Origin of the sequence: Nonomuraea sp. NPDC049419 (genome assembly GCF_040676995.1) — a bacterium.
Classification (GTDB): Bacteria; Actinomycetota; Actinomycetes; order Streptosporangiales; family Streptosporangiaceae; genus Nonomuraea; species Nonomuraea salmonea.
Genome location: NZ_JBFAQB010000002.1, coordinates 648,913 through 672,955, shown reverse-complemented (window position 1 = coordinate 672,955; position 24,043 = coordinate 648,913). Strand labels below are relative to the sequence as shown.

The 24,043-nt window shown below is 69.8% G+C and carries 23 protein-coding genes; 13 read left to right on the top strand and 10 right to left on the bottom strand.

Annotation, left to right across the window (positions count from 1 at the left end):
• Positions 1–449: 449 nt before the first annotated feature.
• Entirely contained in the window at positions 450–1,217 is a 768-nt protein-coding gene (locus AB0K12_RS08385; RefSeq protein ID WP_364556837.1) for a CAP domain-containing protein, read from the top strand.
• A 96-nt stretch (positions 1,218–1,313) separates the two neighbouring features.
• Here the strand turns inward: AB0K12_RS08385 and AB0K12_RS08380 are convergent, their stop codons facing one another.
• The gene (locus tag AB0K12_RS08380; RefSeq protein WP_364556834.1) at positions 1,314–2,714 is read right to left on the bottom strand and encodes a sugar porter family MFS transporter; all 1,401 of its coding nucleotides are present in this window, start codon (positions 2,712–2,714) and stop codon (positions 1,314–1,316) included.
• A 227-nt stretch (positions 2,715–2,941) separates the two neighbouring features.
• Positions 2,942–3,859, bottom strand: coding sequence for an LLM class F420-dependent oxidoreductase (locus AB0K12_RS08375; RefSeq protein WP_364556831.1), 918 nt, complete (start codon positions 3,857–3,859; stop codon positions 2,942–2,944).
• A gap of 119 nt (positions 3,860–3,978) precedes the next feature.
• Between AB0K12_RS08375 and AB0K12_RS08370 the strand changes: the two genes are divergently transcribed.
• From AB0K12_RS08370 to AB0K12_RS08355, 4 genes are read left to right on the top strand one after another with little or no spacing between them, the layout of a single operon-like run.
• A complete protein-coding gene (locus tag AB0K12_RS08370) occupies positions 3,979–5,142 on the top strand; it encodes a hypothetical protein (protein ID WP_364556829.1) in 1,164 nt (387 codons plus the stop codon).
• Between the two features lie 57 nt (positions 5,143–5,199).
• Positions 5,200–6,315, top strand: a complete 1,116-nt coding sequence (locus tag AB0K12_RS08365; protein ID WP_364556826.1) for a histidine kinase — start codon at positions 5,200–5,202, stop codon at positions 6,313–6,315.
• The gene (locus AB0K12_RS08360) at positions 6,312–7,424 is read left to right on the top strand and encodes a histidine kinase (protein ID WP_364556823.1); all 1,113 of its coding nucleotides are present in this window, start codon (positions 6,312–6,314) and stop codon (positions 7,422–7,424) included. The genes AB0K12_RS08365 and AB0K12_RS08360 overlap by 4 nt, the downstream gene beginning before the upstream one ends.
• On the top strand, positions 7,421–8,020 hold the full coding sequence (locus AB0K12_RS08355; RefSeq protein WP_364556821.1) for a response regulator transcription factor: 600 nt from the start codon (positions 7,421–7,423) through the stop codon (positions 8,018–8,020). The genes AB0K12_RS08360 and AB0K12_RS08355 overlap by 4 nt, the downstream gene beginning before the upstream one ends.
• A gap of 4 nt (positions 8,021–8,024) precedes the next feature.
• Here AB0K12_RS08355 and AB0K12_RS08350 read toward each other — a convergent pair whose 3' ends face one another.
• Positions 8,025–8,231 carry a hypothetical protein gene (locus AB0K12_RS08350; RefSeq protein ID WP_364556818.1) on the bottom strand — a complete coding sequence of 69 codons (207 nt, stop codon included), beginning with the start codon at positions 8,229–8,231 and terminating at the stop codon, positions 8,025–8,027.
• Between the two features lie 410 nt (positions 8,232–8,641).
• Here AB0K12_RS08350 and AB0K12_RS08345 point away from each other — a divergent pair, with 410 nt between their 5' ends.
• The 5 genes from AB0K12_RS08345 (at position 8,642) to AB0K12_RS08325 (ending at position 14,184) form a co-directional block, all read left to right on the top strand.
• Positions 8,642–10,399, top strand: coding sequence for an ABC transporter substrate-binding protein (locus tag AB0K12_RS08345; protein ID WP_364556815.1), 1,758 nt, complete (start codon positions 8,642–8,644; stop codon positions 10,397–10,399).
• An 83-nt stretch (positions 10,400–10,482) separates the two neighbouring features.
• Positions 10,483–11,478, top strand: a complete 996-nt coding sequence (locus tag AB0K12_RS08340; RefSeq protein ID WP_355422059.1) for an ABC transporter permease — start codon at positions 10,483–10,485, stop codon at positions 11,476–11,478.
• On the top strand, positions 11,475–12,359 hold the full coding sequence (locus AB0K12_RS08335; protein ID WP_364363751.1) for an ABC transporter permease: 885 nt from the start codon (positions 11,475–11,477) through the stop codon (positions 12,357–12,359). The genes AB0K12_RS08340 and AB0K12_RS08335 overlap by 4 nt, the downstream gene beginning before the upstream one ends.
• Positions 12,356–13,297, top strand: coding sequence for an ABC transporter ATP-binding protein (locus tag AB0K12_RS08330; RefSeq protein WP_364556811.1), 942 nt, complete (start codon positions 12,356–12,358; stop codon positions 13,295–13,297). The genes AB0K12_RS08335 and AB0K12_RS08330 overlap by 4 nt, the downstream gene beginning before the upstream one ends.
• The gene (locus tag AB0K12_RS08325) at positions 13,297–14,184 is read left to right on the top strand and encodes an ATP-binding cassette domain-containing protein (protein ID WP_364556809.1); all 888 of its coding nucleotides are present in this window, start codon (positions 13,297–13,299) and stop codon (positions 14,182–14,184) included. The genes AB0K12_RS08330 and AB0K12_RS08325 overlap by 1 nt, the downstream gene beginning before the upstream one ends.
• Here AB0K12_RS08325 and AB0K12_RS08320 read toward each other — a convergent pair.
• The 3 genes from AB0K12_RS08320 to AB0K12_RS08310 form a co-directional block, all read right to left on the bottom strand.
• On the bottom strand, positions 14,181–14,861 hold the full coding sequence (locus AB0K12_RS08320) for a DUF6879 family protein (RefSeq protein WP_364556806.1): 681 nt from the start codon (positions 14,859–14,861) through the stop codon (positions 14,181–14,183). The genes AB0K12_RS08325 and AB0K12_RS08320 overlap by 4 nt on opposite strands.
• 89 nt (positions 14,862–14,950) lie before the next feature.
• Positions 14,951–15,499 carry a DUF1707 domain-containing protein gene (locus tag AB0K12_RS08315; protein ID WP_364556803.1) on the bottom strand — a complete coding sequence of 183 codons (549 nt, stop codon included), beginning with the start codon at positions 15,497–15,499 and terminating at the stop codon, positions 14,951–14,953.
• A gap of 4 nt (positions 15,500–15,503) precedes the next feature.
• The gene (locus AB0K12_RS08310; protein ID WP_364556800.1) at positions 15,504–16,256 is read right to left on the bottom strand and encodes a PadR family transcriptional regulator; all 753 of its coding nucleotides are present in this window, start codon (positions 16,254–16,256) and stop codon (positions 15,504–15,506) included.
• 421 nt (positions 16,257–16,677) lie between these two features.
• Between AB0K12_RS08310 and AB0K12_RS08305 the strand changes: the two genes are divergently transcribed.
• Together AB0K12_RS08305 and acnA are read left to right on the top strand one after the other, a co-directional pair.
• Positions 16,678–17,406: a metal-dependent hydrolase gene (locus AB0K12_RS08305; protein WP_364556797.1), complete on the top strand. Its 729-nt coding sequence runs from the start codon at positions 16,678–16,680 to the stop codon at positions 17,404–17,406.
• Between the two features lie 143 nt (positions 17,407–17,549).
• Positions 17,550–20,282 (top strand): aconitate hydratase AcnA, encoded by a 2,733-nt coding sequence (gene acnA, locus AB0K12_RS08300; RefSeq protein WP_364556794.1) that lies wholly within the window; start codon positions 17,550–17,552, stop codon positions 20,280–20,282.
• A gap of 306 nt (positions 20,283–20,588) precedes the next feature.
• Here the strand turns inward: acnA and AB0K12_RS08295 are convergent, their stop codons facing one another.
• The 3 genes from AB0K12_RS08295 to AB0K12_RS08285 form a co-directional block, all read right to left on the bottom strand.
• The gene (locus AB0K12_RS08295) at positions 20,589–21,224 is read right to left on the bottom strand and encodes a neutral zinc metallopeptidase (RefSeq protein WP_364557755.1); all 636 of its coding nucleotides are present in this window, start codon (positions 21,222–21,224) and stop codon (positions 20,589–20,591) included.
• Positions 21,225–21,422: 198 nt separating this feature from the next.
• Positions 21,423–21,746: a type II toxin-antitoxin system PemK/MazF family toxin gene (locus AB0K12_RS08290; protein WP_364556791.1), complete on the bottom strand. Its 324-nt coding sequence runs from the start codon at positions 21,744–21,746 to the stop codon at positions 21,423–21,425.
• Positions 21,718–21,963, bottom strand: a complete 246-nt coding sequence (locus AB0K12_RS08285; protein WP_355422033.1) for a hypothetical protein — start codon at positions 21,961–21,963, stop codon at positions 21,718–21,720. The genes AB0K12_RS08290 and AB0K12_RS08285 overlap by 29 nt, the downstream gene beginning before the upstream one ends.
• Positions 21,964–22,154: 191 nt before the next feature.
• Here AB0K12_RS08285 and AB0K12_RS08280 point away from each other — a divergent pair, with 191 nt between their 5' ends.
• Positions 22,155–22,892 (top strand): sulfite exporter TauE/SafE family protein, encoded by a 738-nt coding sequence (locus AB0K12_RS08280; protein ID WP_364556787.1) that lies wholly within the window; start codon positions 22,155–22,157, stop codon positions 22,890–22,892.
• A 54-nt stretch (positions 22,893–22,946) separates the two neighbouring features.
• Here AB0K12_RS08280 and AB0K12_RS08275 read toward each other — a convergent pair whose 3' ends face one another.
• Positions 22,947–23,990, bottom strand: a complete 1,044-nt coding sequence (locus AB0K12_RS08275; protein WP_364556784.1) for a hypothetical protein — start codon at positions 23,988–23,990, stop codon at positions 22,947–22,949.
• Between the last annotated feature and the right edge of the window lie 53 nt (positions 23,991–24,043).

The window sequence follows — 24,043 nt, the reverse complement described above, 5'->3', positions numbered from 1 at the left end:
TCGTGTCCGTGCTGCTGTCGATCCTGCTGACGATCGTCATCAACCTGCTGCTGTGATGTGGCGGGAATCTCATCCGCCCGGATGACCGGCCTCCGCGCGCTCTGACGCGGAGGCCGGTTCTCGCGTGCTCGTAGGGGTTTCGGTACGACCGCGCTGGCCTGCACAGACGCCTCAGGGATCACTTTGGTTTACAGCTGAGGGTCCCAAATGTCTCCGATCGGATGACAAATCGGTATCGGTCCCGACAGAATGCGTTGCCATCCAGCGTCTACCGCAACTGGAGGAAACCCCCTATGCGTAGACCCCTTGGGGTACTCGCCGCCGCCGTCAGCCTGGCAGCGATCGCCACGCCACTCAGCGCGGCACAGGCTTCCGCGGCTACGGAGGCGGCTACGGAGGCGGCTACGGTGGCGGCCACTGAGGCGGCCACTGAGGCGGCTCGGTGCCGCGTGAGCGTGGCCAAGCCGCGCGTCAGTGACGCACTGAAGATCCAGTCCTCGGCCGTCCGCCGGGGCTGCTTCACGGGCGCGCTCATGCGCATCCGCATCAAGCGGGCCGTCCCCGGCGCCGACCCGGTCGTCAAGAGCGGGGCCACCAGGAAGGGCCGCCTCACGCTCGCCCTGGCCTGCAAGCCGGGCACGTACTACGCCGTCGCCACCGACTACCGCGGGCACACCGCGAAGTCCAGGCCGGTCAAGCTCACCTGCACCCCCGGTAGCGGTACGCCGACGCCCGTCCCCTCGCCGCCGGCGAACGGCACGCCGACTCCCAAGCCCGGCGACCCGACCGCCGCGCCCGTCACGCCGCCGCCCGCCAACGGCGGAGTCGGCAGCACCGAGGAGAACGAGGTCGTCAGGCTGGTCAACGCCGAGCGGGCCAAGGGCGGCTGCCGGCCGCTCCAGCACAACGCGCAGCTGCGCACCGCCGCGTACGGCCACTCCGCCGACATGGCCGCGAAGAACTACTTCGACCACGACTCGAAGGACGGCCGCTCGTTCATGGACCGCATCAAGGCGGCCGGCTTCACCGGCGGCAACGCCTGGGCCGAGAACATCGCCATGGGCCAGCGCACGCCCGCCGAGGTGATGAGGTCCTGGATGAACAGCGCCGGGCACCGCACCAACATCATGAACTGCAAGTACACGCTCATCGGAGTCGGCGCGGCCAAGAACTCCAAGGGCCAGATCTACTGGACCCAGGACTTCGCCGCCCGCTGATCCCGCCTGCCGCATCGGGCTCCCGCCAGGAGGGCGCTCGTGGCGGGGAAGGGGAGGCCGCGCCTCTGCCCGTCCCCGCCACGACGCACAGGGCCGTCAGCCCATCTCTTCGAGCTTGCGGCCCTTGGTCTCCTTGACCCACTTGCCGACGAACAGGAACGACAGCACGGCGAACAGCGCGTACGCGGCGTAGGTCAGCGGCAGGTTCCACTCGGCCAGCGCGGGGAACGACACGGTGATCGCCCAGTTGGCGATCCACTGGGCCGCGGCGGCGACGCCCAGGGCGGCTGCCCTGATGCGGTTGGGGAACATCTCGCCGAGCAGCACCCACACCACGACACCCCACGACAAGGCGAAGAACAGCACGAACACGTTCGCCGCGATGAGCGCGATCGTGCCCTGCGGATCGGGCAGGGAGACCGACTCGCCATGGCCCCGCGCGAAGCTGAACGCCCAGGCCGCGGTGGCCAGCGAGATCGCCATGCCGGCCGAGCCGATCAGCAGCAGGGGCTTGCGCCCGATGCGGTCCACGAGCGAGATCGCGATGAAGGTGCCGATGATGTTGATGATCGAGCTGGAGAAGCTGATCAGCAGGGAGTCGCTCTGGTTGACGCCGACCGACTGCCACAGCACCGACGAGTAGTAGAAGATCACGTTGATGCCGACCAGCTGCTGGAAGGCGGAGAGCGCGATGCCGATCCAGACGATCGGCAGCAGGCCCATCGCCTTGCCGCGCAGGTCCCTTAGCCCCGGCACCCGCTCGGTGCGCAGCACGTGCTGGATCTCCGCGATGCGCTCGTCGAGGTCGGTGTCGTCGCTCTCGATCTCGGCCAGCACCTGACGGGCCCGGCTCGTCCGTCCCGACATGACGAGATAGCGCGGCGACTCGGGGATGTTCGAGGCGAACAGCAGGAACAACAGGGCCGGCACCAGGCAGGCGCCCAGCATCCACTGCCACGCCTGCAGCAGCCAGATGTGGTTGTTCACGTCGCCGCCCGCCACGCGCGCGAACACGTAGTTGACGAGCTGCGAGACCGCGATGCCGAGCACGATGGCCAGCTGCTGGAACGAGCCCAGCCGCCCCCGGTAGGCGGGCGGGGCCACCTCGGCGATGTACGCGGGCCCGAGCACCGACGCCATGCCGATCGCGAACCCCGCCACCACCCGCCAGAACGCCAGATCCCAGACCGCGAACGGCAGCATCTGCCCGACCGAGCTGACCGCGAACAGCAGCGCCGCCACCTGCATCGACCGCGTACGCCCCCACCGGTCGGCGAGCCCGCCGCCCGCCCACGCGCCCAACGCCGAGCCCAGCAGCGCGATGGCCACCACGAAACCGATCTCGACCGCGCCCACCTGGAAATGACGCTGGATGCCGACCACGGCGCCGTTGATGACGGAGCTGTCGTACCCGAAGAGGAACCCACCGATGGCCGCGGCCGCGGTGATGAAGACCACGTGACCCAGATGCTCATGATGGGTGTATTGAGTAGCCATGCAGGTCCTTCCCCCAGAATGGTGGGGAGCTACCCGCTGATCACTCACGTATTCGGAACACCCGGCCCAGACGGGCGCGCGTGCGTAGAGGGCGCGGAAAAGGGCAGCGTTCTGGGAGCGGCGCCGGGCGCGGGACAAGCAGATCGCTCACATCCAGCCCGCGCCCGGCGCCCGCACAACAGCCCGGCCACGCCACCCAGCTCGGAAGACGAACGGCCGGTGACCGGCTACGGCAGGTGCGGCAGCACCTCGGCGGCGATGAGCTCCAGGTGCTCCAGGTCCTGCAGGTCGAGGATCTGCAGGTAGAGCCGCTCGGCCCCCAACTCGGCGAACGTGCCGATCTTCTCCAGCACCTCGGCCGGCGTGCCCGCGAGGCCGCTCTCGCGCAGCGCGCCGGGGTCCTCGCCGATGGCCGCGCAGCGCCGCTCGACCTCGGCCCGGTCGGCGCCGACGACGGTGGTCTGCGCCGCCGACAGGATCACGCCGCGCCCGGCCGCCTCGCACGCCTGACGCACGCGGTCGAACGCCGCCCCGGTGTCGGCCGGGCGGTGGAACGGCACGTTGTACTCGTCGGCGTACGCGGCCACCAGCCGCGGCGTGCGCTTGGGCCCGGTGCCGCCGATGATCACCGGCGGGCGCGGCCGCTGGGCCGGCTTGGGCAGCGCCGGCGAGTCGGCCAGCCGGTAGTAGCTGCCCTCAAAGGAATAGGTCTTCTCCGCCGTCCAGAGACCGGTGACGATCTCCAGCTGCTCCTCGAAGCGGGCGAAGCGCTCCTTGACGGGCGGGAAGGGAATGCCGTACGCCGAGTGCTCGGTGTCGTACCAGCCGGTGCCGAAGCCGAGCTCGACCCGGCCGCCGCTCATCTGGTCGACCTGCGCCACGCTGATGGCCAGCGGCCCAGGCAACCGGAACGTGGCCGGCGACACCAGCGTGCCCAGCCGGATCGTGGACGTCTCTCTGGCAAGGCCGGCAAGGGTGATCCAGGCGTCGGTGGAGCCGGGACCTGGGTCGCCGGCGCCGATGCGCTGGTAATGGTCGGACCGGAAGAACGCATCGAAGCCCAGCCGCTCGGAGGCCTGGGCAACGGAGAGCAGGTCGTCATAGGTGGCGCCCTGCTGGGGCTCGGTGAAGATCCGCAGCTGCATGACCACATTATCCGCACACAACGGACGTGAACCGGAAAAGGGCCGCGCCACGCCGTGGGTGCTTGCTAGCGTTCAGCCGCAGCGACGATTCGTAGCCGATCGACCACACGGGGTTGCCCATGTCTCGGCACAGGAGGGAGCCGGGCACGCTCCCGCGCCCGCTCGCCGTTCTCGGGGCGCTCGCCCTGGCCGCCGGCACCGCCGCGGCGATCCGCATGCTCCCCGCGGGCGCCGCCCCGCGGCCCGAGCGCCCGCCGGCCGCGCGGCCGGTCGCCACGCAGGTCGAGCAGCCGCCCCAGGAGCCGCCCAGCGGGTTCGTGGCGTTCACCGACGCCACCCGCGAGCCGCCGCTCGACCTCGCGGCCCACGCCCGCCGCACCGGCCTGCGCCACTACGCACTCGGCCACCTGGTGGCAACCGGCGACGGCTGCACCCCTGCCTGGGCCGGCAAGGCCGGCCGGACCGGCGCGCCGCCGACGGGTGGTGGCGCCGCCCGAGCGGGCGATCAGTTCGGCACGGGTGACGGCGGGGTGGCCGGTCGGGATGGCGGGTCGCGGGGGAGCGGCGGCTGGGTGGTGGAGCGGGTCGGGAGGTTGCGGGTGCTCGGGGGGAGCGCGGTGGCGGTCTTCGGCGGGCCGCGCGGGCGGGAGCTGGCCGCCGCCTGCACGAGGCCGGGCGCGCTGACCGCCGCGTACCGCCGCGTCGTGGGGACGCTCGACGCCGCGTCAGCCGACTTCGAGATCCGCGACAGCGCCGACCGCGCCGCCGTGCTGCGCAGGGCCCGCGCCATCGAAGCCGTGCAGCGCGAGCGCCCGCTGCGGGTCAGCTTCACGCTGCCGCTCGGCCCCGGCGGCCTGTCGGCCGACGACGTGGCCATGCTGCGGACCACCCGCAGGGCGGGCGCGGAGGTGAGCACCGTCAACCTGCTGGCCCCCGTCGAGCCCCGCACCCCAGCGGGCACCCCAGCGGGCACCCCAGCGGGCACCCCAGCGGGAACCTCAGCGGGAACCTCGGAGGGCGCCCGGCTCGGCCTGATGGCGGCGGGCGTGCGCAAGGCGGCCGAGCAGCTCGCCGAGGCCCACGACCTGAGGATCGAGGACGAGGTGTGGCCGCACCTCGCGCTCACCCCGGTCCAGGCGAGCACGGGAGACCTCAGCGCCGGCGACGCCCGCAGGCTGACCGCCTACGCCACCCGCCACCGCCTGGCCTGGCTGTCGCTGCGCGGCGCCGCCCCAGAGCCGGACGTGTCACGCATTCTTTGGCATACCCCGGCCAATAGATAAGATTTCGCTGACCTGGGAGGTTCCCGGGAGGATTTCGGTCAGCAGGGGAGGGGCGTCATGGGTGCGCGTCCCGAGACCGCCAAGAAGATCCTGCTGCACTGGATGGACGCCACCATCGGCCTGGTGGGCCTGATCTTCGCGATCTACACCATGGCCGCGGGGATCGAGGGCTCGATCCCGCTCGCCCAAGCGGTGGCGGCCGTGGTGCTGATGGTGCCGTACATCGTGCTCCTCCCCATCGTGCTGCGCGAGGCGTACGAGTATCAGCGCAAACCCACGGGCAAGCTGCTGGCGTCGGCGTTCCTGGCCGTCGTGCTGTTCCTGCTGATGCCCCATGAGGGCGCGATCGGCAACGTGTGGCTCGACGCGGTGACGCTCTGGCTGGCGCTGGCCGCGCTCTACTTCCGCCTGTGGACGACGCTCTGGCTGGCGGTGACCGTGGTCGTCGTGGCCGCCGCGTACGTCGTGCAGGTCACCGACAGGTACTGGCCCGCCGTCCTGCTCGCCATGGCGAGCTCGGCGGCTGCGGAGATCGCGGCCATGCTGGTGTGGCGCTGGCTGTGGTGGGTGATCAGGGACGCCAACCGGGGCAGGGAGGCCAGGGCCAGGCTCGCGGTGGCCGAGGAGCGCCTGCGTTTCGCCCGCGACCTGCACGACCTGCTCGGCCACAGCCTGTCCGTCATCACGCTGAAGAGCGAGCTGGCCGCCAAGCTCGCCACCAAGGACGCCGCCAGGGCCGCGAACGAGATGGCCGAGGTACGCACGCTGGCCGGCGAGTCGCTGTTCGAGGTGCAGCAGGCGGTGCACGGCTACCAGGCGCTCGACCTGGACGAGGAGCTGGCCGGGGTGCGCGCCGCGCTGGAGGCGGCCGGCACCCGCTGTCTGATCGAGGCGAGGACCGACGACCTGTCGCCGGCCGCTCGGACGCTGCTGGCCTGGGCCGTCCGCGAGGGCGGCACGAACATCCTCAAGCACAGCACCGCCACGCGCTGCGCGATCAGGATTGACGCGGGCGTGCTGGAGATGGTCAACGACGGTGTGGCGCAGGCGCCCGCCGAGGCCGGCAGCGGCCTGCGCGGCCTGTCGGAGCGGCTGGTCGCGGCGGGCGGGTCGTTCTCCGCGCAGCCCACGCCCGGCGGCGAGTTCCTGCTGCGGGCGGCGGTGCCGGCGTGAACGTCGTCGAGCGCGTGCGGAACGCGAGCCGGCTGACCAAGGTCCGCTGGCTGATCGTCTACTGCACCGACATCATCCTGCTCTTCCCCTTTTTCGGCTACTACGCCTTCTACTTGATGGCGCAGGCAGGGGTGTGGTGGCCGCCGCTCGTGCTCGGCGCCGTGGCGCTGACGGTCTTCGTCGTGCTCAGCACGCGGCCGTTCAGGGCCGCCGTCACGGGCGGGCCACGGCCCACCGCCATTCTGGTGATCACCGGGCTGATCGCGCTGGGGCTGCTGCTCGGCTTCGCGCAGGTCTGGGGGCTGCCCACGTGGGTGGCGCTGATGACGCCGTTCATCCGCAAGCGCATGGTGTTCGTCCTGGCCGGGGCGTCGCTGCTGGTGACCGGCGCGTGGGTGTGGATGGTCGGCGACATGATCGTGCCGCTGCTGATGCTGGTCCAGCTGGTGTTCACGGTGATATCGGTCGGCGCGGTGTGGGCGAACCTGTGGCTCTGGCGGCTGACCGCGGATGCGTACGGAGGGCAGGAGGCGATGGCCAGGCTGGCGGTCTCCGAGGAGCGGCTGCGTTTCGCCCGCGACCTCAACGACCTGCTCGGCCAGAGCCTCACCGACGTGGCCACCATGACCGAGCACGCCGAGCGGACGCTGCGCGAGGACGAGGAGGCCGCGGCGGCCGAGATGTTCGCGGTGCGCGACCTGGCCAGGCGGTCGCTGCGCGAGGTGCGTACGGTCGTGCAGAACTACCGGGCCGTCGACCTGGACGAGGTGCTGGCCAGCGTGCGCGCGGTGCTGGAGGCGGCCGGTGTGCGCTGCACCGTGCGAGCGGAGACCGAGGCGCTGACGCCCGAGGCGAGGACGTTGCTGGCCACCGTCGTGCGGGAGGGCGCGACGAACGTGCTCAAGCACAGCAAGGCCGAACGTTGCACGATCACGATCGAGGATGGGGTGCTGGAGATGTCCAACGACGGCGTGACGGGGCCGGTGGGCGAGCACGCGCCCAACGGCCTGGCCGGGCTCGCGCAGCGGCTGGGCGCGGCGGGCGGCACCCTGGAGGCGGAGCCGGGCCAGGACGGCCGCTACCTGCTGCGGGCGGCGGTGCCGGCATGACCACGCGCGTGCTGCTCGCCGACGACGAGCACCTGATCCGCGGCGCCATCGCGGCCCTGCTCGACCTGGAGGAGGGCATCGAGGTGGTGGCGCAGGTCGGCAGGGGTGACGAGGTGGTGGCGGCGGTCGCCGAGCACCGTCCTGACGTGGCGGTGCTCGACATCGAGATGCCCGGTATGGACGGACTGAGCGCCGCCGAGCGGATCAGCTCCCAGTGCAAGATCGTCATTCTGACCAGCCTGGGCCGCCCCGGCTACCTGCGCAGGGCGATGGCCGCCGGGGTGAGCGGCTTCCTCGGCAAGGACGCCTCGGCCGAGGAGCTCGCGATGGCCATCCGCAAGGTGCAGTCGGGCGGCCGCTACCTCGACGCCGAGCTGGCCGCCGCCGCGATGGCCGCGGGCGACAGCCCGCTGACCGAGCGGGAGCGCGACGCGCTGCGGCTGGCGGGCGACGGCGCCACGATCGCGCGCATCGCCGCCGAGCTGCACTTGACCGAGGGCACCGTGCGCAACTACCTGTCCAGCGCGATGACGAAGCTCAACGCCCAGAACCGGCTGGAGGCCATCCGTACGGCCCAGCGCATGGGCTGGCTCTGAAGCTTCAACAGGTGACGGAGGCGGAGTCGCTGCCCGCCTTGTACGAGCAGGAGTCGGGCTGCCGGCCCTTCGGGTCGCGCAGGTACGCGGCGTCCTGGTCGTCGTTCCACACGTACCGCCTGCGGTTCCAGCAGACGGCCGCACCCCGGCAGGCGCCCCGGCCGGTGCGCAGCGTGACGCGCTTCTCGGCGCGCGGCAACCGTGGGGACAACTCTCACCGATGACTCCTCTGCGTCCGTATGGGGGGAAAGCGCCGGAAAGAGGGCGGCGGAGCGGCGCCGGCGGTCGGCACGGTTGAACCGGTCAACCTGAGGGGCCGCATCGAGCCTGGCGAGACGGCATCGCCGACGGTGAAAGCGTTCCCACGCGCACATCTCGAAACCGTCACGACTATTGACGGCACGGACGCGCGGAATTTACGTTCGCGGTACTTATCCGGTTCAGCAGCCCCTTCGCGGGCCGCTTCTACTGAAGAGTGCATCGCTCCCCGGGCTCCTTGACGGGGGTGATATTCGCACCCGTTTGGGAGCGCTCCCAGACAGCGTTTCCTGACGGGCGACTCGGGGTCTCTGACAGGACGTGCGTACCTCCGCGCCGCCGCGCGGAGTAAGGAGAGAGACGATGCGTAACCGGGCTCGGATGATGATCCCGCTTCTAGCCGCGGGTCTGCTCGCCGCGGCCTGCACCGGAGGCGGAGGCACGCCCGCCCCCTCGGCCTCCGCGCCGCAGAGCCAGGGCGCGGCGGCCAGCGCCAACCCCGACCAGCTCCCGCGCAACGAGACCCTGTACACCACGGGCACGCAGTGGGGGCCTCCGGGCAACTACAACCCGATCAGGGAGTGGGACTCCGCGGTCGGCACCAAGGGCCTGGTCTACGAGACCCTCTTCCACTACGACACCAACGCCGCCAAGCTCACCCCTTGGCTGGCCGAGAGCGGCTCCTGGACCGACGACACCACCTACGAGCTCAAGCTCAGGCAAGGGATCAAGTGGTCCGACGGGCAGCCGTTCACCGCCAAGGACGTCGTCTTCTCCTTCGAGCTCGGCAAGATGAAGACCATCCCCTATCACCAGCTGTGGGACTGGCTGAAGTCGGCCGAGGCGGTGGACGACCAGACCGTCAAGTTCACCTTCTCCAAGGCCAACTACCAGCAGTGGGACTACATGCTGTACAGCCGGTCCATGGTCCCCGAGCACCTGTGGAAGGACCGCTCTGAGGAGGAGGTGCTCGACGGGGTCAACGAGAACCCGGTCGGCACGGGCGCGTACACGTTCATGAGCAGGGACCAGGACCGCGTGGTGCTGCAGCGGCGCGACGACTGGTGGGGCAAGTCGGTGCTCAGCATGGAGCCCAAGCCGCGCTACATCGTGGACATCGCCACCCCCAGCAACGAGGTCGCGATGGGCATGCTGCTGCAGCAGGGACTCGACCTCAGCAACAACTTCCTGCCCGGCGTGGCGAACCTGGTCAAGGGCAACTTCGGGCTGACCACGTACTACAACGAGCCGCCGTACATGCTGTCGGCCAACACCGCGTGGCTGGTGCCCAACACGACCAAGAAGCCGATGGACGACCCCGCCTTCCGCAAGGCGCTGGCCACCTCCGTCGACGTCAAGAAGATCGTCGAGGGCGTCTACGGCAACCTCGTCAAGGCCGCCAGCCCCACCGGCCTGCTGCCGCAGTGGGACGCGTTCGTCGACCAGGACGTGGTGGCGAAGTCGGGCTTCACCTTCGACGCGGGCAAGGCCAAGCAGATGCTCGCCGACGCCGGCTACAAGGACGGCGACGGCGACGGGTACGTCGAGAACAAGGACGGCTCCAAGATCAGCCTGACCATCATCGTGCCGTCCGGATGGACCGACTGGATGGAGGCGGCCAGGTCGATCGCCGCCAGCGCCAAGAACGCGGGCATCCAGATCACGCCGGAGTTCCCCGACTTCAACGCGCTGGTCGAGCAGCGCGCCAAGGGCGACTTCGACCTGCTGATCAACAACGAGCGGCAGCTGTCCAACAGCCCCTACACCTACTACGAGTACCTGTTCCAGCTGCCGGTGCAGAAGCAGCAGAACACCGTCAACTTCGCCCGCTACGAGAACAAGAAGGCCTGGGACCTCGTCCAGCAGCTCGACCAGGTCAAGACCGACGACGTCGCCGGCATGCAGAAGATCACCTCCCAGCTCCAGGAGATCCATCTCACCGACATGCCGGTCATCCCGCTCTGGTACAACGGCCTGTGGGCGCAGTCCAGCACCAGCGTGTGGAAGAACTGGCCGTCGTCGCAGGGCAGCGCGCCCAAGACCGGCGCCGTGATGTGGCGCAACTGGCTCGAGCTCGGCGGCTTCGAGACGCTCACCCAGCTCCAGCCCGCGGGCTCGTGACCACCTGACCGGACGAACGCCCCCGCTCCTCCGCCTCCGCACCTCCCAGGGAGGCGGAGGGGCCGCTCTGGAGACACAAACCTGTGCGTCGTTACTTCAGCAGGAAACTGCTCATCTACGGACTGACCTTCTTCGTCGCCGTCACGGTCAACTGGATGATCCCGCGCTTCATGCCGGGCGACCCGGTCGCCAGCATGGTCGCGCGGGCCAACGTCACCAAGCCCGAGGCCGTCGAGGCCATGCGCGCGTACTACACCGGCCTGTTCGGGCTCGACCAGCCGCTCTGGCAGCAGTACCTCAACTTCTGGGGCGCGTTGCTGCGGGGGGACTTCGGGGTCAGCATCTGGCTCTTCCCGACCCCGGTCGCCGACGTGATCACCCAGGCGGTGCCGTACACGCTGGCGCTGATCGTCCCCTCCGTGCTGCTCAGCTGGGTGGTGGGCAACCAGTTCGGCGCGTACGCCGCCCGCCGCAAGCTCCTCGACAACACCGTGCTCCCCGTCGGGTACGTGCTGACCGCGATGCCGTACATGTGGCTGGCCGTGCTGCTGGCCTGGGCGTTCGGCGTGCTGCTCGGCTGGTTCCCGGTGGCCGGCGGCTACAGCTTCTCGCTGCGGCCCACCTGGTCCTGGACGTTCGTGCTCGACCTGCTGCACCACTGGGCGCTGCCGTTCCTGTCGTTGTTCCTGGTGGCGCTCGGCGGCTGGGCCATCGGCATGCGGAACATGATCATCTATGAGCTGGAGTCGGACTACTCCAACTACCTGTCGGCGCTCGGCGCCCCCAGCAGGCTCATCCGCCGCTACGCCTTCCGCAACGCGGTGCTGCCCCAGATCACCGGCCTGGCCCTGCAGCTGGGCGTGCTGGTGGCGGGCGCGCTGGTCACCGAGATCGTCTTCGCCTATCCGGGTCTCGGCAGCCTCATTCTCAAGGCGATCCAGAACAAGGACTTCTTCCTGCTGCAGGGCACGTTCCTGTTCATCGTGCTCGGCGTGCTGATCGCCAACTTCATCATCGACATCGTCTACGTCGTGGTCGACCCGCGGACCAGGGCGGGAATGGCGGGTGCCCAGGCATGAGCGTGATCCAGGACGTCGCGCCGCACGAGCCGGCCGGCGTACGGCGCGAGGCGCTGCACTTCGCGGTGCGCAACGCCAAGCTCATGGTCGGCTTCGGCATCGTGGTCGTGCTGCTCCTGCTCGGCCTGTTCGGGCCGCTGCTGGTGAGCGGCAACCCCAACGACTACGGCCCGCAGCCGATGAGCCCGCCGGGCGGCGCGCACTGGCTCGGCACCACCACCTTCGGCCAGGACGTGTTCCTGCAGTTCGTGCACGGGCTGCGGGCCACCTTCGTGGTGGGGGTGATCGGCGGCGGCATCGCCGCGGTCATCGGCATGGCCATCGGGTTCGTGGCGGGCTACCGCGGCGGCATCGTGGACGAGGTGCTCAACATGCTGACCAACGTCGTGCTGGTCATCCCCACCCTCGCCGTGCTGCTCATCATCAACGCCTACCTCGGCATCCGCAGCGTGGCCGTGCAGGGCCTGTTCATCGGGCTGACGCAGTGGCCGTGGGCGGCGCGGGCGATCAGGGCGCAGACGTTCTCGCTGCGTACCAGGGAGTTCGTGGACCTGGCCAGGATGAGCGGCGCGGGCACCTGGCGGATCATCGCCAGGGAGATCGCGCCGAACATGAGCTCCTACCTGTTCATGACGTTCATCCTGCTGTTCGGCGGCTCGGTGCTGATCGGCTCCTCGCTCGACTTCATCGGGCTCGGCCCCACCGAGGGCGTCTCACTCGGCCTGATGCTGCAGAACGCCCACCAGTGGAGCGCGCTGCAACTCGGCATGTGGTGGTGGTTCGTGCCGCCGGGAGCGGCCATCACCGCCATCGTCGGCGCCCTGTACGTGGCCAACGTCGGCCTCGACGAGGTCTTCAACCCGAAACTGAGGGAGACATGAGCCTGCAGGTCAGCGAGCTGAAGGTGTACTACAGGACGCTCAGGGGCGACGTGCGGGCCCTCGACGGCATGTCCTTCGAGCTGCGCGACGGCGAGATACTCGGTCTGGTCGGCGAGTCGGGCTGCGGCAAGAGCACGCTGGGCAAGTCGCTCATCCGCATGGACGGCCGCATGCGCCGCGTCGGCGGCACGGTCGTGCTCGACGGCCAGGAGCTGCCCCTCGACGACGACCGCGCCATGAACGCGTTCCGCTTCCACGAGGTCTCCCTCATCCCGCAGTACGCCATGAGCGCCCTCAACCCCACCCGCAAGATCCGCAAGATGGTCACCGAGCTGCTCGCCTCGCGCGGCGCCACCCTCGACCTGCCCGAGCTGGAACGCCGCATGGACCAGGTCGGGCTGCCCCGCGACGTGCTCGACCGCTACCCGATCGAGCTGTCGGGCGGCATGAAGCAGCGCATGGTGATGGTCGTCTCGACGCTGCTCGACCCGTCCCTGCTGATCGCCGACGAGGTCACCTCCGCGCTCGACGTCTCCACGCAGAAGGCCGTGGCCCGCGCCCTGCTCGGCTTCAGGGAGAGCGGCTACGTCAAGAGCATGATCTTCGTCACGCACGACCTCGCGCTCACCCACCACCTCGCCGACACGATCATGGTCATGTACGCCGGCCGCCTCGCCGAGAAGGCCCCCGCCGACGTGATCGTCAAGGCGCCGCGGCACCCGTACACGCGGCTGCTGCTCGAGTCCCTGCCCGAGGTCGGCGTGCGCTACGCCGACCGCAGGCTGGAGGGCATCGCCGGAGCTCCGCCGTCGCTGCTGAACCCGCCCACCGGCTGCCGCTTCCGCGACCGCTGCCCGATCGCGGGCGAGGAGTGCGCCGAGGACCCGCCGGTGGCGGAGCCGGCCCCCGACCACCACGTAGCCTGCTGGAAGGCCTGATGCTGACACTGCGCGAGGTCACCAAGGAATTCAGGATCGGCGCCTTCGGCGGCAAGAGCGTCGCGGCCGTCAAGGGCGTGAGCTTCGACGTCGTGCCGGGCGAGGTCGTCTCCCTGATCGGGGAGAGCGGCAGCGGCAAGAGCACGATCGGCCGGATGATCCTCGGCCTCAACTCCGCCACCAGCGGCTCCATCACCTTCGACGGGCTGCCGGTGCGGGCGGGCAAGGAGTACTACCGGCACGTCCAGGGCATCTTCCAGGACCCGTTCAGCTCGTTCAACCCGGTGTTCAAGGCGGACCGGGTGTTCGCGATGATCAAGGAGGCGTACTATCCGGGCGTGCCGGTCGCCGAGTGGCGCGAGCGGGTCGAGACGTCGCTGCGCGACGTGCGGCTCAACCCCGGCCAGGTGCTCGGGAAATACCCCCACCAGCTGAGCGGCGGGCAGCTGCAGCGGCTGCTCATCGCCCGCGCGCTGCTGCTCGACATCAAGCTGCTGGTCGCCGACGAGATCACCAGCATGCTCGACGCCTCCACCCGCATCGACGTGCTCAACCTGCTGGCCGAGCTCAAGACCAGGGGGCTCGGCGTGCTCTACATCACGCACGACCTGTCGCTCGGCACCTACCTGGCCGAGCGGACCGTGGTGCTGCGCCAGGGCAGGGTGGCCGAGATGGGGCCGACCGACGACGTGTTCGGCGGGCCGCTGCACCCGTACACGCGGGAGCTGCTGTCGGCCGTGCCGCGGCTGCACGAGGCGTGGGACGACGCGGTGCCGGTCGAGACGTGCGCCTACCACGAGGGCGGCGGCACGGGCGGCCTGCTGGAGGTCACGCCCGGCCACTCCGTGTCCTGCGCGGGACTCGCATCCTGCCCGGCGGACGGTTAGACGCGGAACTCCTCCGTCCGGTGGGCGTAGGCGGGCAGCGCGGCCCGCATCTCGTCGGTGACGGCGGGCGGGGGCAGCGGCACGATCTCCCGCTCGTGGAAGTCGCGCACGTCCTCGCCCGCCGCGAACAGCTCCCGCACGGCCCGCAGGCAGGGCCCGACGACGCCGGGGTCGGTGATCCGCCGGCCGCCCCTGCCCCCGCCGTACTCGTCGTACAGCACCTCGTACATCAGGGACGGAGAGAAGATCACCAGCTCCGGCAGCGGGTCGAGGGCCGCCACGCGGCCGGCCCGCACCACCCGGCAGGGCGAGCCCGCCGCGGCGCGCACCGCCAGCACATGCAGCTCCCACTGCAGGTACGGCGTCACGGGCAGCTCGACCACCCGCACCCGCCTGACCGGCTGGCGGCGGCTGAAGTAGTCGGCCAGCGGCTCGGCGATGCGGGCGAGCAGGGCCAGGGAACGTTCCCAATCGCCGTCCATCATGGCCCGCCAGCTCGCCACGTCGGGCTCGTAGAAGGTCTGCGCCCGCTCCAGCTTCCACATGGGCTCCGTGCACCCCTCGTGGTCGCGGTCGAACCCGGCCTGGTACGCCGGCACGTCCATGACGAGGCCGTCCGCGCCGGGAACGGCGGTGAACGGGTTCGTGCGGCGGTCGGGAGTGCCCTGCTCGGTCATGCGGCTTTCCCCTTCGCTGTGCGGCCCGCCCAGATCATCAGGTGCGTCCCAGGGCCGGTCAAGGCCCAAAACGCGCCGGGCGGGCCCGCTCAGCGGCGGTGGTGGAAGCGCCGGTGCACCAGGCTGAAGACCAGCGCGCCGGCCCAGATCACGAACAGCACCTTGAAGATGCCGAAGCCGCCGAAGATCAGGCTGAGCACCAGGAACACGGTGAGGATCGGCACCAGCGGGTGGGGCCCGCGGTGGTGGCGCCACATGTGACCGTGCCGGCCCGGGCCGCGCATGTGGTGGCGCATCTCCCGCTGGGCGTGCCGCATGGCCTGCATCTGCTGCCTGTGGGCGTGCATGGCCGCGCGCCAGTCGCCCAGGTCGTACGGGCTCGCGGGCGGCTCCTGGTAGGCGGGGCGCGGGCCGGGCAGGTCGGCCGTCACCTGGGCCAGGTCGCGGGCGGTCTTGGCGGCCAGCGTGCGGTCGAGGCGCTCGTCGAGCTCCTCGTGGGTGAGGCGGCCCTGCGCGAAGTGCTCACGCAGGGCGGCCATGGTCTGCTCGCGTTCGGCGTCGCCGATGCGGAGATCGGGGTGGTCCATGGCGGTGTCCTCGCTCTCTCCGTACCGGCTGCCCGGTGCGGCAACGGCCATCGTCTCACTCCTCGCCCGGGTCGCCGTCGGCCAGGATCTGGTAGAGCTTGCGCCGGGTCTCCACCAGAGTCTTACGCGCTTCGCGGATTTGTGCGTCGTTTCCGGTCTGAAGAACCTGCATCATGGCGAATGCCGACTGTCGGGCGATATGCCAGAGATCGGCGGTGTTGTCATCGATGTCGGGACGCATGTCGTCCCATGGCGCGCGGACCTCGTCGGCGTGCGCCTCGATGTAGTCGCGGCCCTCCTGGGTGAGCTTGAAGGTCTTGCGGCCCTCGTTCTCCTCCGAGATCACCAGGCCCTCGTCGGTGAGCTGCTGCAGCGCCGGGTAGACGGCGCCGGGGCTGGGCTTCCAGCCGCCCTCGCTGCGCTCGGCGATCTCCTGGATGATCTGGTAGCCGTTGCGCGGCTCCTCGGCGAGCAGGGCGAGGATCGCGGCGCGCACGTCGCCGCGCTTGGCCTTGCGGCTGCGGCCGCCCCAGCCGCCGCGCCCGCCCCACGGGCCGGGGCCCCAGGGGCCGCGCCCGAAGTCGAACGGGAACGGTCCGCCAGGTCCGCGGCCCCTGCCTCGGTGCTCGTGAGGGCCCCCGTGATGGCCTCCGTGATGACCTCCGTGATGGCCCCCGTGGTGCGGGCCGCCCCTGCGGCCGCCGAACTGCTCGAAGGCGTCGGCCATGGCCTGGAACGCCTCGCGGGCCGCGCGCTTGTAGTCGTGCGCGCCGGGCCAGGGCCCGCCTGCGGTGATGTGGTGCGTCATGTTGTCCCCCTATATCGTGATGCACTCTCGATGCGTCAACGATATATCGGAAACATGTCGAGCGACAAGTCACAGACAGGAGTGAGCCAGATCACGAAAAAGTTGCGGAATGCCGGGAACAGGATCCGGGGAGGCGTCGTTGAACACAGCAGACGAGGTCGTTCCGCGTCGGCAGGGCTGGGGGGTGCTGTCGCCGCGGAGACGACCTCGTCTGCGTTTGCGGGCCTTTCCGAGTGGGTCCTCAGCCTCCTGGAGAAGGTGCCGATGCCTCCGGGAAGGGATACGGACACGGCTCAGTGCTGGTTCGGGGCGCTGGTTCGGGGCGCTTTGCCGATGCTTTGCCCGCCGCGATCTGGGCACGCTTCTTCCCGCACGGCATGGACAAGCGCGTAAAGGGGCTCTTTGCCGTACAGTCCCGATCATGATGGGGCACACGCATGCGATGACGGGGGCCATCGCCTGGCTGGGGCTGGCGCCGCCGCTCGCCGCACTCCCGCTGCTGAACGAGTCCTCCCGGTTCGTCGAGACCGGCATCATGGCCACCGCGCTCAGCCCGGCCGAACTCATCGCCGGCGCGATCATCTGCGCGGGCGCGGCCATGCTGCCCGACCTCGACCATCCCAGCGCGACCATCGCGCAGACGTTCGGGCCGATCACGTGGGCGCTCGCCAAGTTCGTCTCCTGGATCAGCGGCGGGCATCGGGGGGCCACCCACTCGCTGCTGTTCGCGGTGGCGCTCGGGTTCGGGGCGCACTGGCTGGCCAGCACGTATCCGATCGGGCGCGACGTCATGGTCGTGCTGCTCATCGGGCTCTCGCTACGGGCCATCGGCGTCGGCATCCCGGGCAACAAGCTCGGCTCCGCGATGATCAACATCGGCATGACCGCCGGCCTGTACGCGGTCTTCCTCTCCCTCGACGTGGGCTACGCCTGGCTCGGTCTCGCGGTCGGCGTCGGCTGCTTCATCCACGTGGTGGGCGACTGCATGACCGAGCGGGGCTGCCCGGTGCTCTGGCCGCTGGGGGCGAAGTTCGTGCTGCCGTGGAAGATCGGCATCAAGACGGGCAGGAAGTTCGAGCAGAAGATCCTGGCGCCGATCCTGTCGGTGGCCATCGTCGGCCTGCTGTTCTGGCGGCTGGCGCCGGTTTAACTTGATGTCGAGATACTCTGTGGATATCTTGATATCGAGACATCCGCCGCGGCCTGCGAGTTAGGCACACCTAAGGTGCCGTCCGGTTCCGCAGTGCGGCAGGATTCTGTTTGAACACCTGTCTATGGAGGAGGCGAATCATCGTGTCCGCGAACAGCTTCGGCAGCCGTGACACGCTCCGCGTCGGTGACGCGTCGTATGAGATCTTCCGGCTGGATGCCGTCGAGGGCGCCGCACGTCTCCCGTACAGCCTGAAGATCCTGCTGGAGAACCTCCTCCGCACCGAGGACGGCGCCAACATCACCGCCGACCACATCCGTGCGCTGGGCGAGTGGGACCCGAGCGCGGCACCGAGCGTGGAGATCCAGTTCACGCCCGCGCGCGTCATCATGCAGGACTTCACCGGCGTGCCCTGCGTGGTCGACCTGGCCACCATGCGCGAGGCCGTACGCGACCTCGGCGGCGACCCCGCGCGCATCAACCCGCTCGCGCCCGCCGAGATGGTCATCGACCACTCGGTGATCGTCGACTACTTCGGTCACCCCGACGCCTTCCAGCGCAACGTCGAGCGCGAGTACGAGCGCAACCGCGAGCGCTACCAGTTCCTGCGCTGGGGCCAGACCGCCTTCGACGAGTTCAAGGTCGTGCCGCCCGGCACCGGCATCGTCCACCAGGTCAACATCGAGCACCTCGCGCGCGTCGTCATGACCCGCGACGGCAAGGCCTACCCCGACACCTGCGTCGGCACCGACTCCCACACCACGATGGAGAACGGCATCGGCGTGCTCGGCTGGGGCGTCGGCGGCATCGAGGCCGAGGCCGCCATGCTCGGCCAGCCGATCTCCATGCTCATCCCGCGCGTCGTGGGCTTCAAGCTCAGCGGCAAGCTGCCGGCCGGCGCCACCGCCACCGACCTCGTGCTGACGATCACCGAGATCCTGCGCAGGCACGGCGTCGTCGGCAAGTTCGTCGAGTTCTACGGCGAGGGCGTCTCCTCGGTGCCGCTGGCCGACCGCGCCACCATCGGCAACATGAGCCCCGAGTTCGGCTCCACCTGCGCCATCTTCCCGATCGACGGCCAGACCGTCGACTACCTGCGCCTGACCGGCCGCTCCGAGGAGCAGATCGCGCTCGTCGAGGCGTACGCCAAGACCCAGGGCCTCTGGCTCGACCCGTCGGCGCCCGAGCCGGTCTTCTCCGAGTACATCGAGCTCGACCTGGCCACCGTCGTGCCGTCCATCGCCGGCCCCAAGCGCCCGCAGGACCGCATCGTGCTGTCGGCGGCCAAGGAGACCTGGCGCCACGACGTCCAGAACTACGTCAGCGACGGCGTGGACGAGGCCGTCGAGGAGAGCTTCCCGGCCTCCGACTCGCCCGCCTCCAACAGCGCCGCCAACGGCGGCCCCCGGCCGCATCACCCGGTGCCCGTCACCCTGGCCGACGGCACCACGTTCGAGATCGACCACGGCATCGTCTCCATCGCCGCGATCACCTCGTGCACCAACACCTCCAACCCGTACGTCATGCTCGGCGCGGCCCTGCTCGCCCGCAACGCCGTCGACAAGGGCCTCAACCGCAAGCCCTGGGTCAAGACGTCGCTCGCGCCCGGCTCCCAGGTCGTCACCGGCTACTTCGAGCGCTCGGGCCTGCAGCCCTACCTCGACAAGATCGGCTTCAACCTCGTCGGCTACGGCTGCACCACCTGCATCGGCAACTCCGGGCCGCTGCTTCCCGAGATCAGCGAGGCCATCCAGGCCAACGACCTGGCCGTCACCGCCGTGCTGTCGGGCAACCGCAACTTCGAGGGCCGCATCAACCCCGACGTCAAGATGAACTACCTGGCCTCGCCGCCGCTCGTCGTGGCGTACGCGCTGGCCGGCACGATGGACATCGACCTCGACACCGAGCCGCTCGGCATCGGCAGCGACGGCGAGCCCGTCTACCTGCGCGACATCTGGCCGGCGCCGGAGGAGATCACCGCCGTGGTCAACTCCTCCATCGGCCGCGACATGTTCGAGCGCGACTACGCCGACGTCTTCAAGGGCGACGACCACTGGCGCTCGCTGCCCATCCCGACCGGTGACACGTTCGAGTGGGACGCCGACTCCACCTACGTCCGCAAGGCCCCCTACTTCGACGGCATGCCGGAGAAGCCGGAGCCCGTCACCGACATCCACGGCGCCCGGGTGCTGGTCAAGGTCGGCGACTCCGTCACCACCGACCACATCTCGCCGGCCGGCTCCATCAAGGTCGGCACGCCCGCCGCACAGTATCTCCAGGCCAACGGCGTCGAGGTCAAGGACTTCAACTCCTACGGCTCGCGGCGCGGCAACCACGAGGTGATGATCCGCGGCACGTTCGCCAACATCCGCCTGCGCAACCAGATCGCGCCGGGCACCGAGGGCGGCTACACCCGCGACTTCACCCAGCCCGACGGGCCCGTGTCGTTCATCTACGACGCCTCCGTCAACTACGCCGCCGCCGGCACCCCGCTGGTCGTCCTGGCCGGCAAGGAATACGGCTCCGGCTCCTCGCGCGACTGGGCGGCCAAGGGCACCGCGCTGCTCGGCGTGCGCGCCGTCATCGCCGAGTCCTACGAGCGCATCCACCGCTCCAACCTCATCGGCATGGGCGTGCTGCCGCTGCAGTTCCCCGAGGGCGCCTCGGCCGCCTCGCTGGGGCTGACCGGCGAGGAGACGTTCGACATCACCGGCGTCGAGGAGCTCAACAAGGGCGGCATCCCGCAGACGGTGCACGTCAAGGCCGGCGACGTCGAGTTCGACGCGGTCGTCCGCATCGACACGCCGGGCGAGGCCGACTACTACCGGCACGGCGGCATCATGCAGTACGTCCTGCGCTCCCTGCTCGCCAAGTAACGCCCGGAGAGGCCCCGCCTCCGCCTGGTGTGACAGCTTCCCGTGTTCCCGTCCCGGTCATGAGCCGGGACGGGGGGCGGGGGCCCTTGGCCGTCGTGCCGGGGGTTGGGCGCGATCCTCACGCGCCCGTATCGGGGGAACCACCCGAACACCGCAAGAGCCGCCCCGCGGGACAACCCCCGCCGGGCGGCTCTTGCCTTTCCTGGGAGACGGCCCTCGCCGGGCGGTTGCCGCCTTTCCTACGGGACAGCCCTCAAGGGCTTTCCTGGGGACAGCCCCGAGGACTGTCGCCTTTCCCGCGTGCGTTCAGGACACCTTGCTCGCCTCGGCCGACCAGGTGTCGCAGGCGGACGGGGTGAGGGTGCGCCGGCCGCGCTCCAGCCAGCTCACGCGGGTGGCGCCCTTTCCGTGGCTGGAGTGCCCGTCCTCGTCGCCGCTCGCCCGTACGGCGTCCTTGAGGGCCGCCCAGTCCTTGCCGGTACGCGCGAGGGAGCCGTACACGCTGCCCATGAACACCCCGGCCAGGCAGTCGGCCTGCAGCTCGAACCTCCGCCGCAACTCGGCCCTGCGGCGAGGCTCGGCACGGTGACGGGCCTCGTAGGCGCGGCGCACGCCGGTGAGGGTCTGCAGGTGGTGGGCGTACTCGTGGGCGGCGACCTTGAAGGGATAGAGGTCGGTACGCCCCTCGATCCAGCGCCCCGTCAGCGTGAAGACGAGCGTGCGGGTGGTGTGACAGTAGAGCGCGTCGACACCGTCTAGGGGGACGCCGCACTGGGTGCCGTGGGGATCGTCGACGTAGCGAACGTCAGGCGGGCCGAACCGCAGCTTGGCCCGCCTGAAATAGCCCTGCCACGACTTATCCAGACATTTCACAACCGTAGCGAGGTACTCACGCCCCCGCGGAATCCCACCGTCGGAGAGCGCCGTCTCAGGACACGACACCGCCGCCGGCTTCCCACTCTCGGCAGGAATGGCCGCAGCAGGCGGGGATCCGGTGACGGCGATGAGGACGGCGACAGCAGGCGCAAGAAGCGAGATCGGCACGGCGGCAGCCTAAAGCAGCGGCAGGTGTGGCAGAGTGGGTGACGCCACCCGGCGAACCACTATTTCGCCGGGCGGCATCACCCATCTCCTGAGCCGCTAGAGCGCGTCACCGATCCAGTCGGCGACCTCGTGAACGACCTCGTCAGGGGCGATCCCGATCCTCCGCGTGAACCTCAGGGGCGACATGCTGCGCACATGCTCGATCATGGCGAAGCTGGGCTTGTCGAGGCCGGTGCCCTCGGTCGGGATGGGAACGTGGTTGTCCCAGCCCCGATCGGTCGTGGTCAGCGGAACAACGATCTTGACCGGTGTGCTGGCGTTGAACGTGTCATTGCTGACCACCAGCACCGGGCGCCCGTGAGCCGGTTCGCGGCCCACGGTGTCGCCCAGATCAGCGAGCCAGATCTCGCCCTGAATCACCCTCATCTCTCTCCTCGGGAAACGTGATGAGCCCTTCCCACTCGGGGGCGATGCGGGAAGTGCGCGGTCGCGGACCTTGCACCAGTTCGGATTCGGCGACATAGTCCGCCCAGGCCTGTGGATCTTCTCTCTTGGTCTGCTCCATCTGCTCCGCGACGCGCTGCCAGCGTTCTTTCTTCTCCATCTCGCGGATGGCGTGGTCGATGATCGCGGTCATGGGTTCACCTCTCTTCTTCGCCAAAGCAGCGATGCGATCTCTGGTCTTCACGCTGACACGTATGCTCGTGGCTTTCGGCTTCGCGGCCATACTTCTGAGCCTATGTAGGCGTGCGCGAAAAACACTACCCTCATGTGGTCACTCTCGGGGCCGTCATGGCAACGGAGGGTAAAGATGGTTGACTCGCGTGCATGGCGAATGTGGCGTTGGTGCTGATTGTTGGTGGTCTGGCGGTATTCGTTGGGGCGATCGTCCAGGGGGCCGTGGGGTTCGGGCTGGGGCTGGTGGCGGCACCGCTGCTCACGTTGCTCGCGCCCGACCTCATGCCGGGTGCCGTTCAGGTGGTCAACATGACGTTGCCGCTGTTCACGCTGGCCATGGAGTGGCGGCGGGTGGACTGGGGCGGGCTCGGGTTCGCGGTGCTCGGGAGGCTGCCCGGTAGCGCGCTCGGCGCAGTCATCGTCGTCTACGTTTCCGTATACATGCGCGGCGTCTTCGTGGCGGTCATGGTGCTCGTCGCGGTGGCGCTGACGGCGCGGGCGCTGAGCGTGCCGCGCAACGCGGTCACCATCACCTCGGCCGGGTTCGTGTCAGGCGTCACCGGCACCGCGACCGGCATCGGCGGCCCGCCCATCGCGCTGGTCTACCAGCACGCCAAGGGCCCGCAGATCCGGGCCACGCTGGCGATGTTCTTCTTCCTCAGCGCCGTCCAGTCGCTGGCCATCCTCGCCCTCGTGGACGAGCTGCCGTCCGCGGCGCTGATGGTGGGCGGGGCGCTGATCGTGCCGATGCTGCTCGGGTTCCTGGTGTCGGGGCCGCTGCGGCGCTACCTCGACGGCGGCAAGGTGCGGACGGCCGTCCTGGTCGTGGCGGCGGCCTCGGCGGTGGGGCTGATCGTGCAGAACGTCCTGAGCCAGGTCCTGGCCTGAGGACGCGCCCGCGGAGTCAGGTCCTGGCCTGAGGACGCGCCCGCGGGCCGGGTGTCACGCGCCGCGGCCGGCCACGATGCCGCTGTACGTGCCGAGCACCTGGACCTGGGCGGGCGAGGCGGTCTTCGGCGGGATGTGCGCGGCCACCTGCACCAGGTCGCCCACCTTCAGGAACTTGTAGTACTTGTCCGGCAGCAGGCCGTTGTTCTCCTGGAAGACGTAGTAGCGCTTCGGGCTCTGGATCACGTCGTACACCTTGGTCCGCGCGAACGTGGTGAAGACGAGCGCGCCGCCGTCGGCCGTGCGCAGCGCGTACGACGGATACTCCTTCGCCGGCGCCGCATGCTCGGTGATCTTGGCGAACTGCCGCATCTTGATGCGGTTCTTGGCCGCGCCGGTGGTGAACTGGTCGGAGGCGAACCGGCTCTTGGCGGCGTTCGAGCCCTTGCCGGTCATGTGGGCGGCGTAGTTCTTGGCGAAGTCGGCCGGTGACATCAGCAGGCCGTCGCCGTCGGCGCTGTCCACCTCGGTGGCCGCGCCGGAGGCGTCCGTCTGGATCTTCGGCAGCTCGTCGGCGTCGATCGTGTCGAAGACGTCGGGGGCGTAGACCTGCTTCCAGGCGCCCTGGTCGTGGGCGAACAGCAGGAAGGTGGGCGTCTTGGCGGACTTCTTCTTGTTCTTCCAGTACGTCGTCGCGAGGAACCACCGCTTGGAGGCCGGCGCCGCGAACGTCGGCTTGACGTACTCGAACGGCGTGTAGGAGTCGCGCCCTCCCAGTTTGCGCTGGGAGGCGTAGCCGGCCTTGTCGATGGCCAGGCTCGACCCGCCCTCGTAGGTGGCGAGCAGCTTCTCGTCGAGCGCCTTGTTGGCCTTGTTGTTGCGCTCGATGTATTCCTTGATCACCGACTCCGCCGTCAGCGCCGGGGCGGACGCCGAGGGCTCCGGCGTCTTCCGCGTCCCAGATGTCGTGGAGGAGGGAGTGGCCGAGGGCGACTCCACGCCCTGCCACGCCGCCGGGTCCATTCCGGGCAGCCCCGAGCAGCCCGCCACCAGGCACCCGGCCAGCACGCCACCGGCCACGCGTCCGTACCGCCGCACCGTCACTCACCTTTCCGAGAGTCTCCTCAAAGCGGCCCAAACCTACCAATAAC

What these genes read in the sequence shown, in the direction of transcription:
- AB0K12_RS08380 (WP_364556834.1), bottom strand. Translation starts at nt 2,714, where the DNA reads ATGGCTACTCAATACACCCATCATGAGCATCTGGGTCACGTGGTCTTC.
- AB0K12_RS08375 (WP_364556831.1), bottom strand. Translation starts at nt 3,859, where the DNA reads ATGCAGCTGCGGATCTTCACCGAGCCCCAGCAGGGCGCCACCTATGAC.
- AB0K12_RS08370 (WP_364556829.1), top strand. Translation starts at nt 3,979, where the DNA reads ATGTCTCGGCACAGGAGGGAGCCGGGCACGCTCCCGCGCCCGCTCGCC.
- AB0K12_RS08365 (WP_364556826.1), top strand. Translation starts at nt 5,200, where the DNA reads ATGGGTGCGCGTCCCGAGACCGCCAAGAAGATCCTGCTGCACTGGATG.
- AB0K12_RS08355 (WP_364556821.1), top strand. Translation starts at nt 7,421, where the DNA reads ATGACCACGCGCGTGCTGCTCGCCGACGACGAGCACCTGATCCGCGGC.
- AB0K12_RS08345 (WP_364556815.1), top strand. Translation starts at nt 8,642, where the DNA reads ATGCGTAACCGGGCTCGGATGATGATCCCGCTTCTAGCCGCGGGTCTG.
- AB0K12_RS08335 (WP_364363751.1), top strand. Translation starts at nt 11,475, where the DNA reads ATGAGCGTGATCCAGGACGTCGCGCCGCACGAGCCGGCCGGCGTACGG.
- AB0K12_RS08330 (WP_364556811.1), top strand. Translation starts at nt 12,356, where the DNA reads ATGAGCCTGCAGGTCAGCGAGCTGAAGGTGTACTACAGGACGCTCAGG.
- AB0K12_RS08325 (WP_364556809.1), top strand. Translation starts at nt 13,297, where the DNA reads ATGCTGACACTGCGCGAGGTCACCAAGGAATTCAGGATCGGCGCCTTC.
- AB0K12_RS08320 (WP_364556806.1), bottom strand. Translation starts at nt 14,861, where the DNA reads ATGACCGAGCAGGGCACTCCCGACCGCCGCACGAACCCGTTCACCGCC.
- AB0K12_RS08315 (WP_364556803.1), bottom strand. Translation starts at nt 15,499, where the DNA reads ATGGCCGTTGCCGCACCGGGCAGCCGGTACGGAGAGAGCGAGGACACC.
- AB0K12_RS08310 (WP_364556800.1), bottom strand. Translation starts at nt 16,256, where the DNA reads ATGACGCACCACATCACCGCAGGCGGGCCCTGGCCCGGCGCGCACGAC.
- AB0K12_RS08305 (WP_364556797.1), top strand. Translation starts at nt 16,678, where the DNA reads ATGATGGGGCACACGCATGCGATGACGGGGGCCATCGCCTGGCTGGGG.
- AB0K12_RS08285 (WP_355422033.1), bottom strand. Translation starts at nt 21,963, where the DNA reads ATGACCGCGATCATCGACCACGCCATCCGCGAGATGGAGAAGAAAGAA.
- AB0K12_RS08280 (WP_364556787.1), top strand. Translation starts at nt 22,155, where the DNA reads ATGGCGAATGTGGCGTTGGTGCTGATTGTTGGTGGTCTGGCGGTATTC.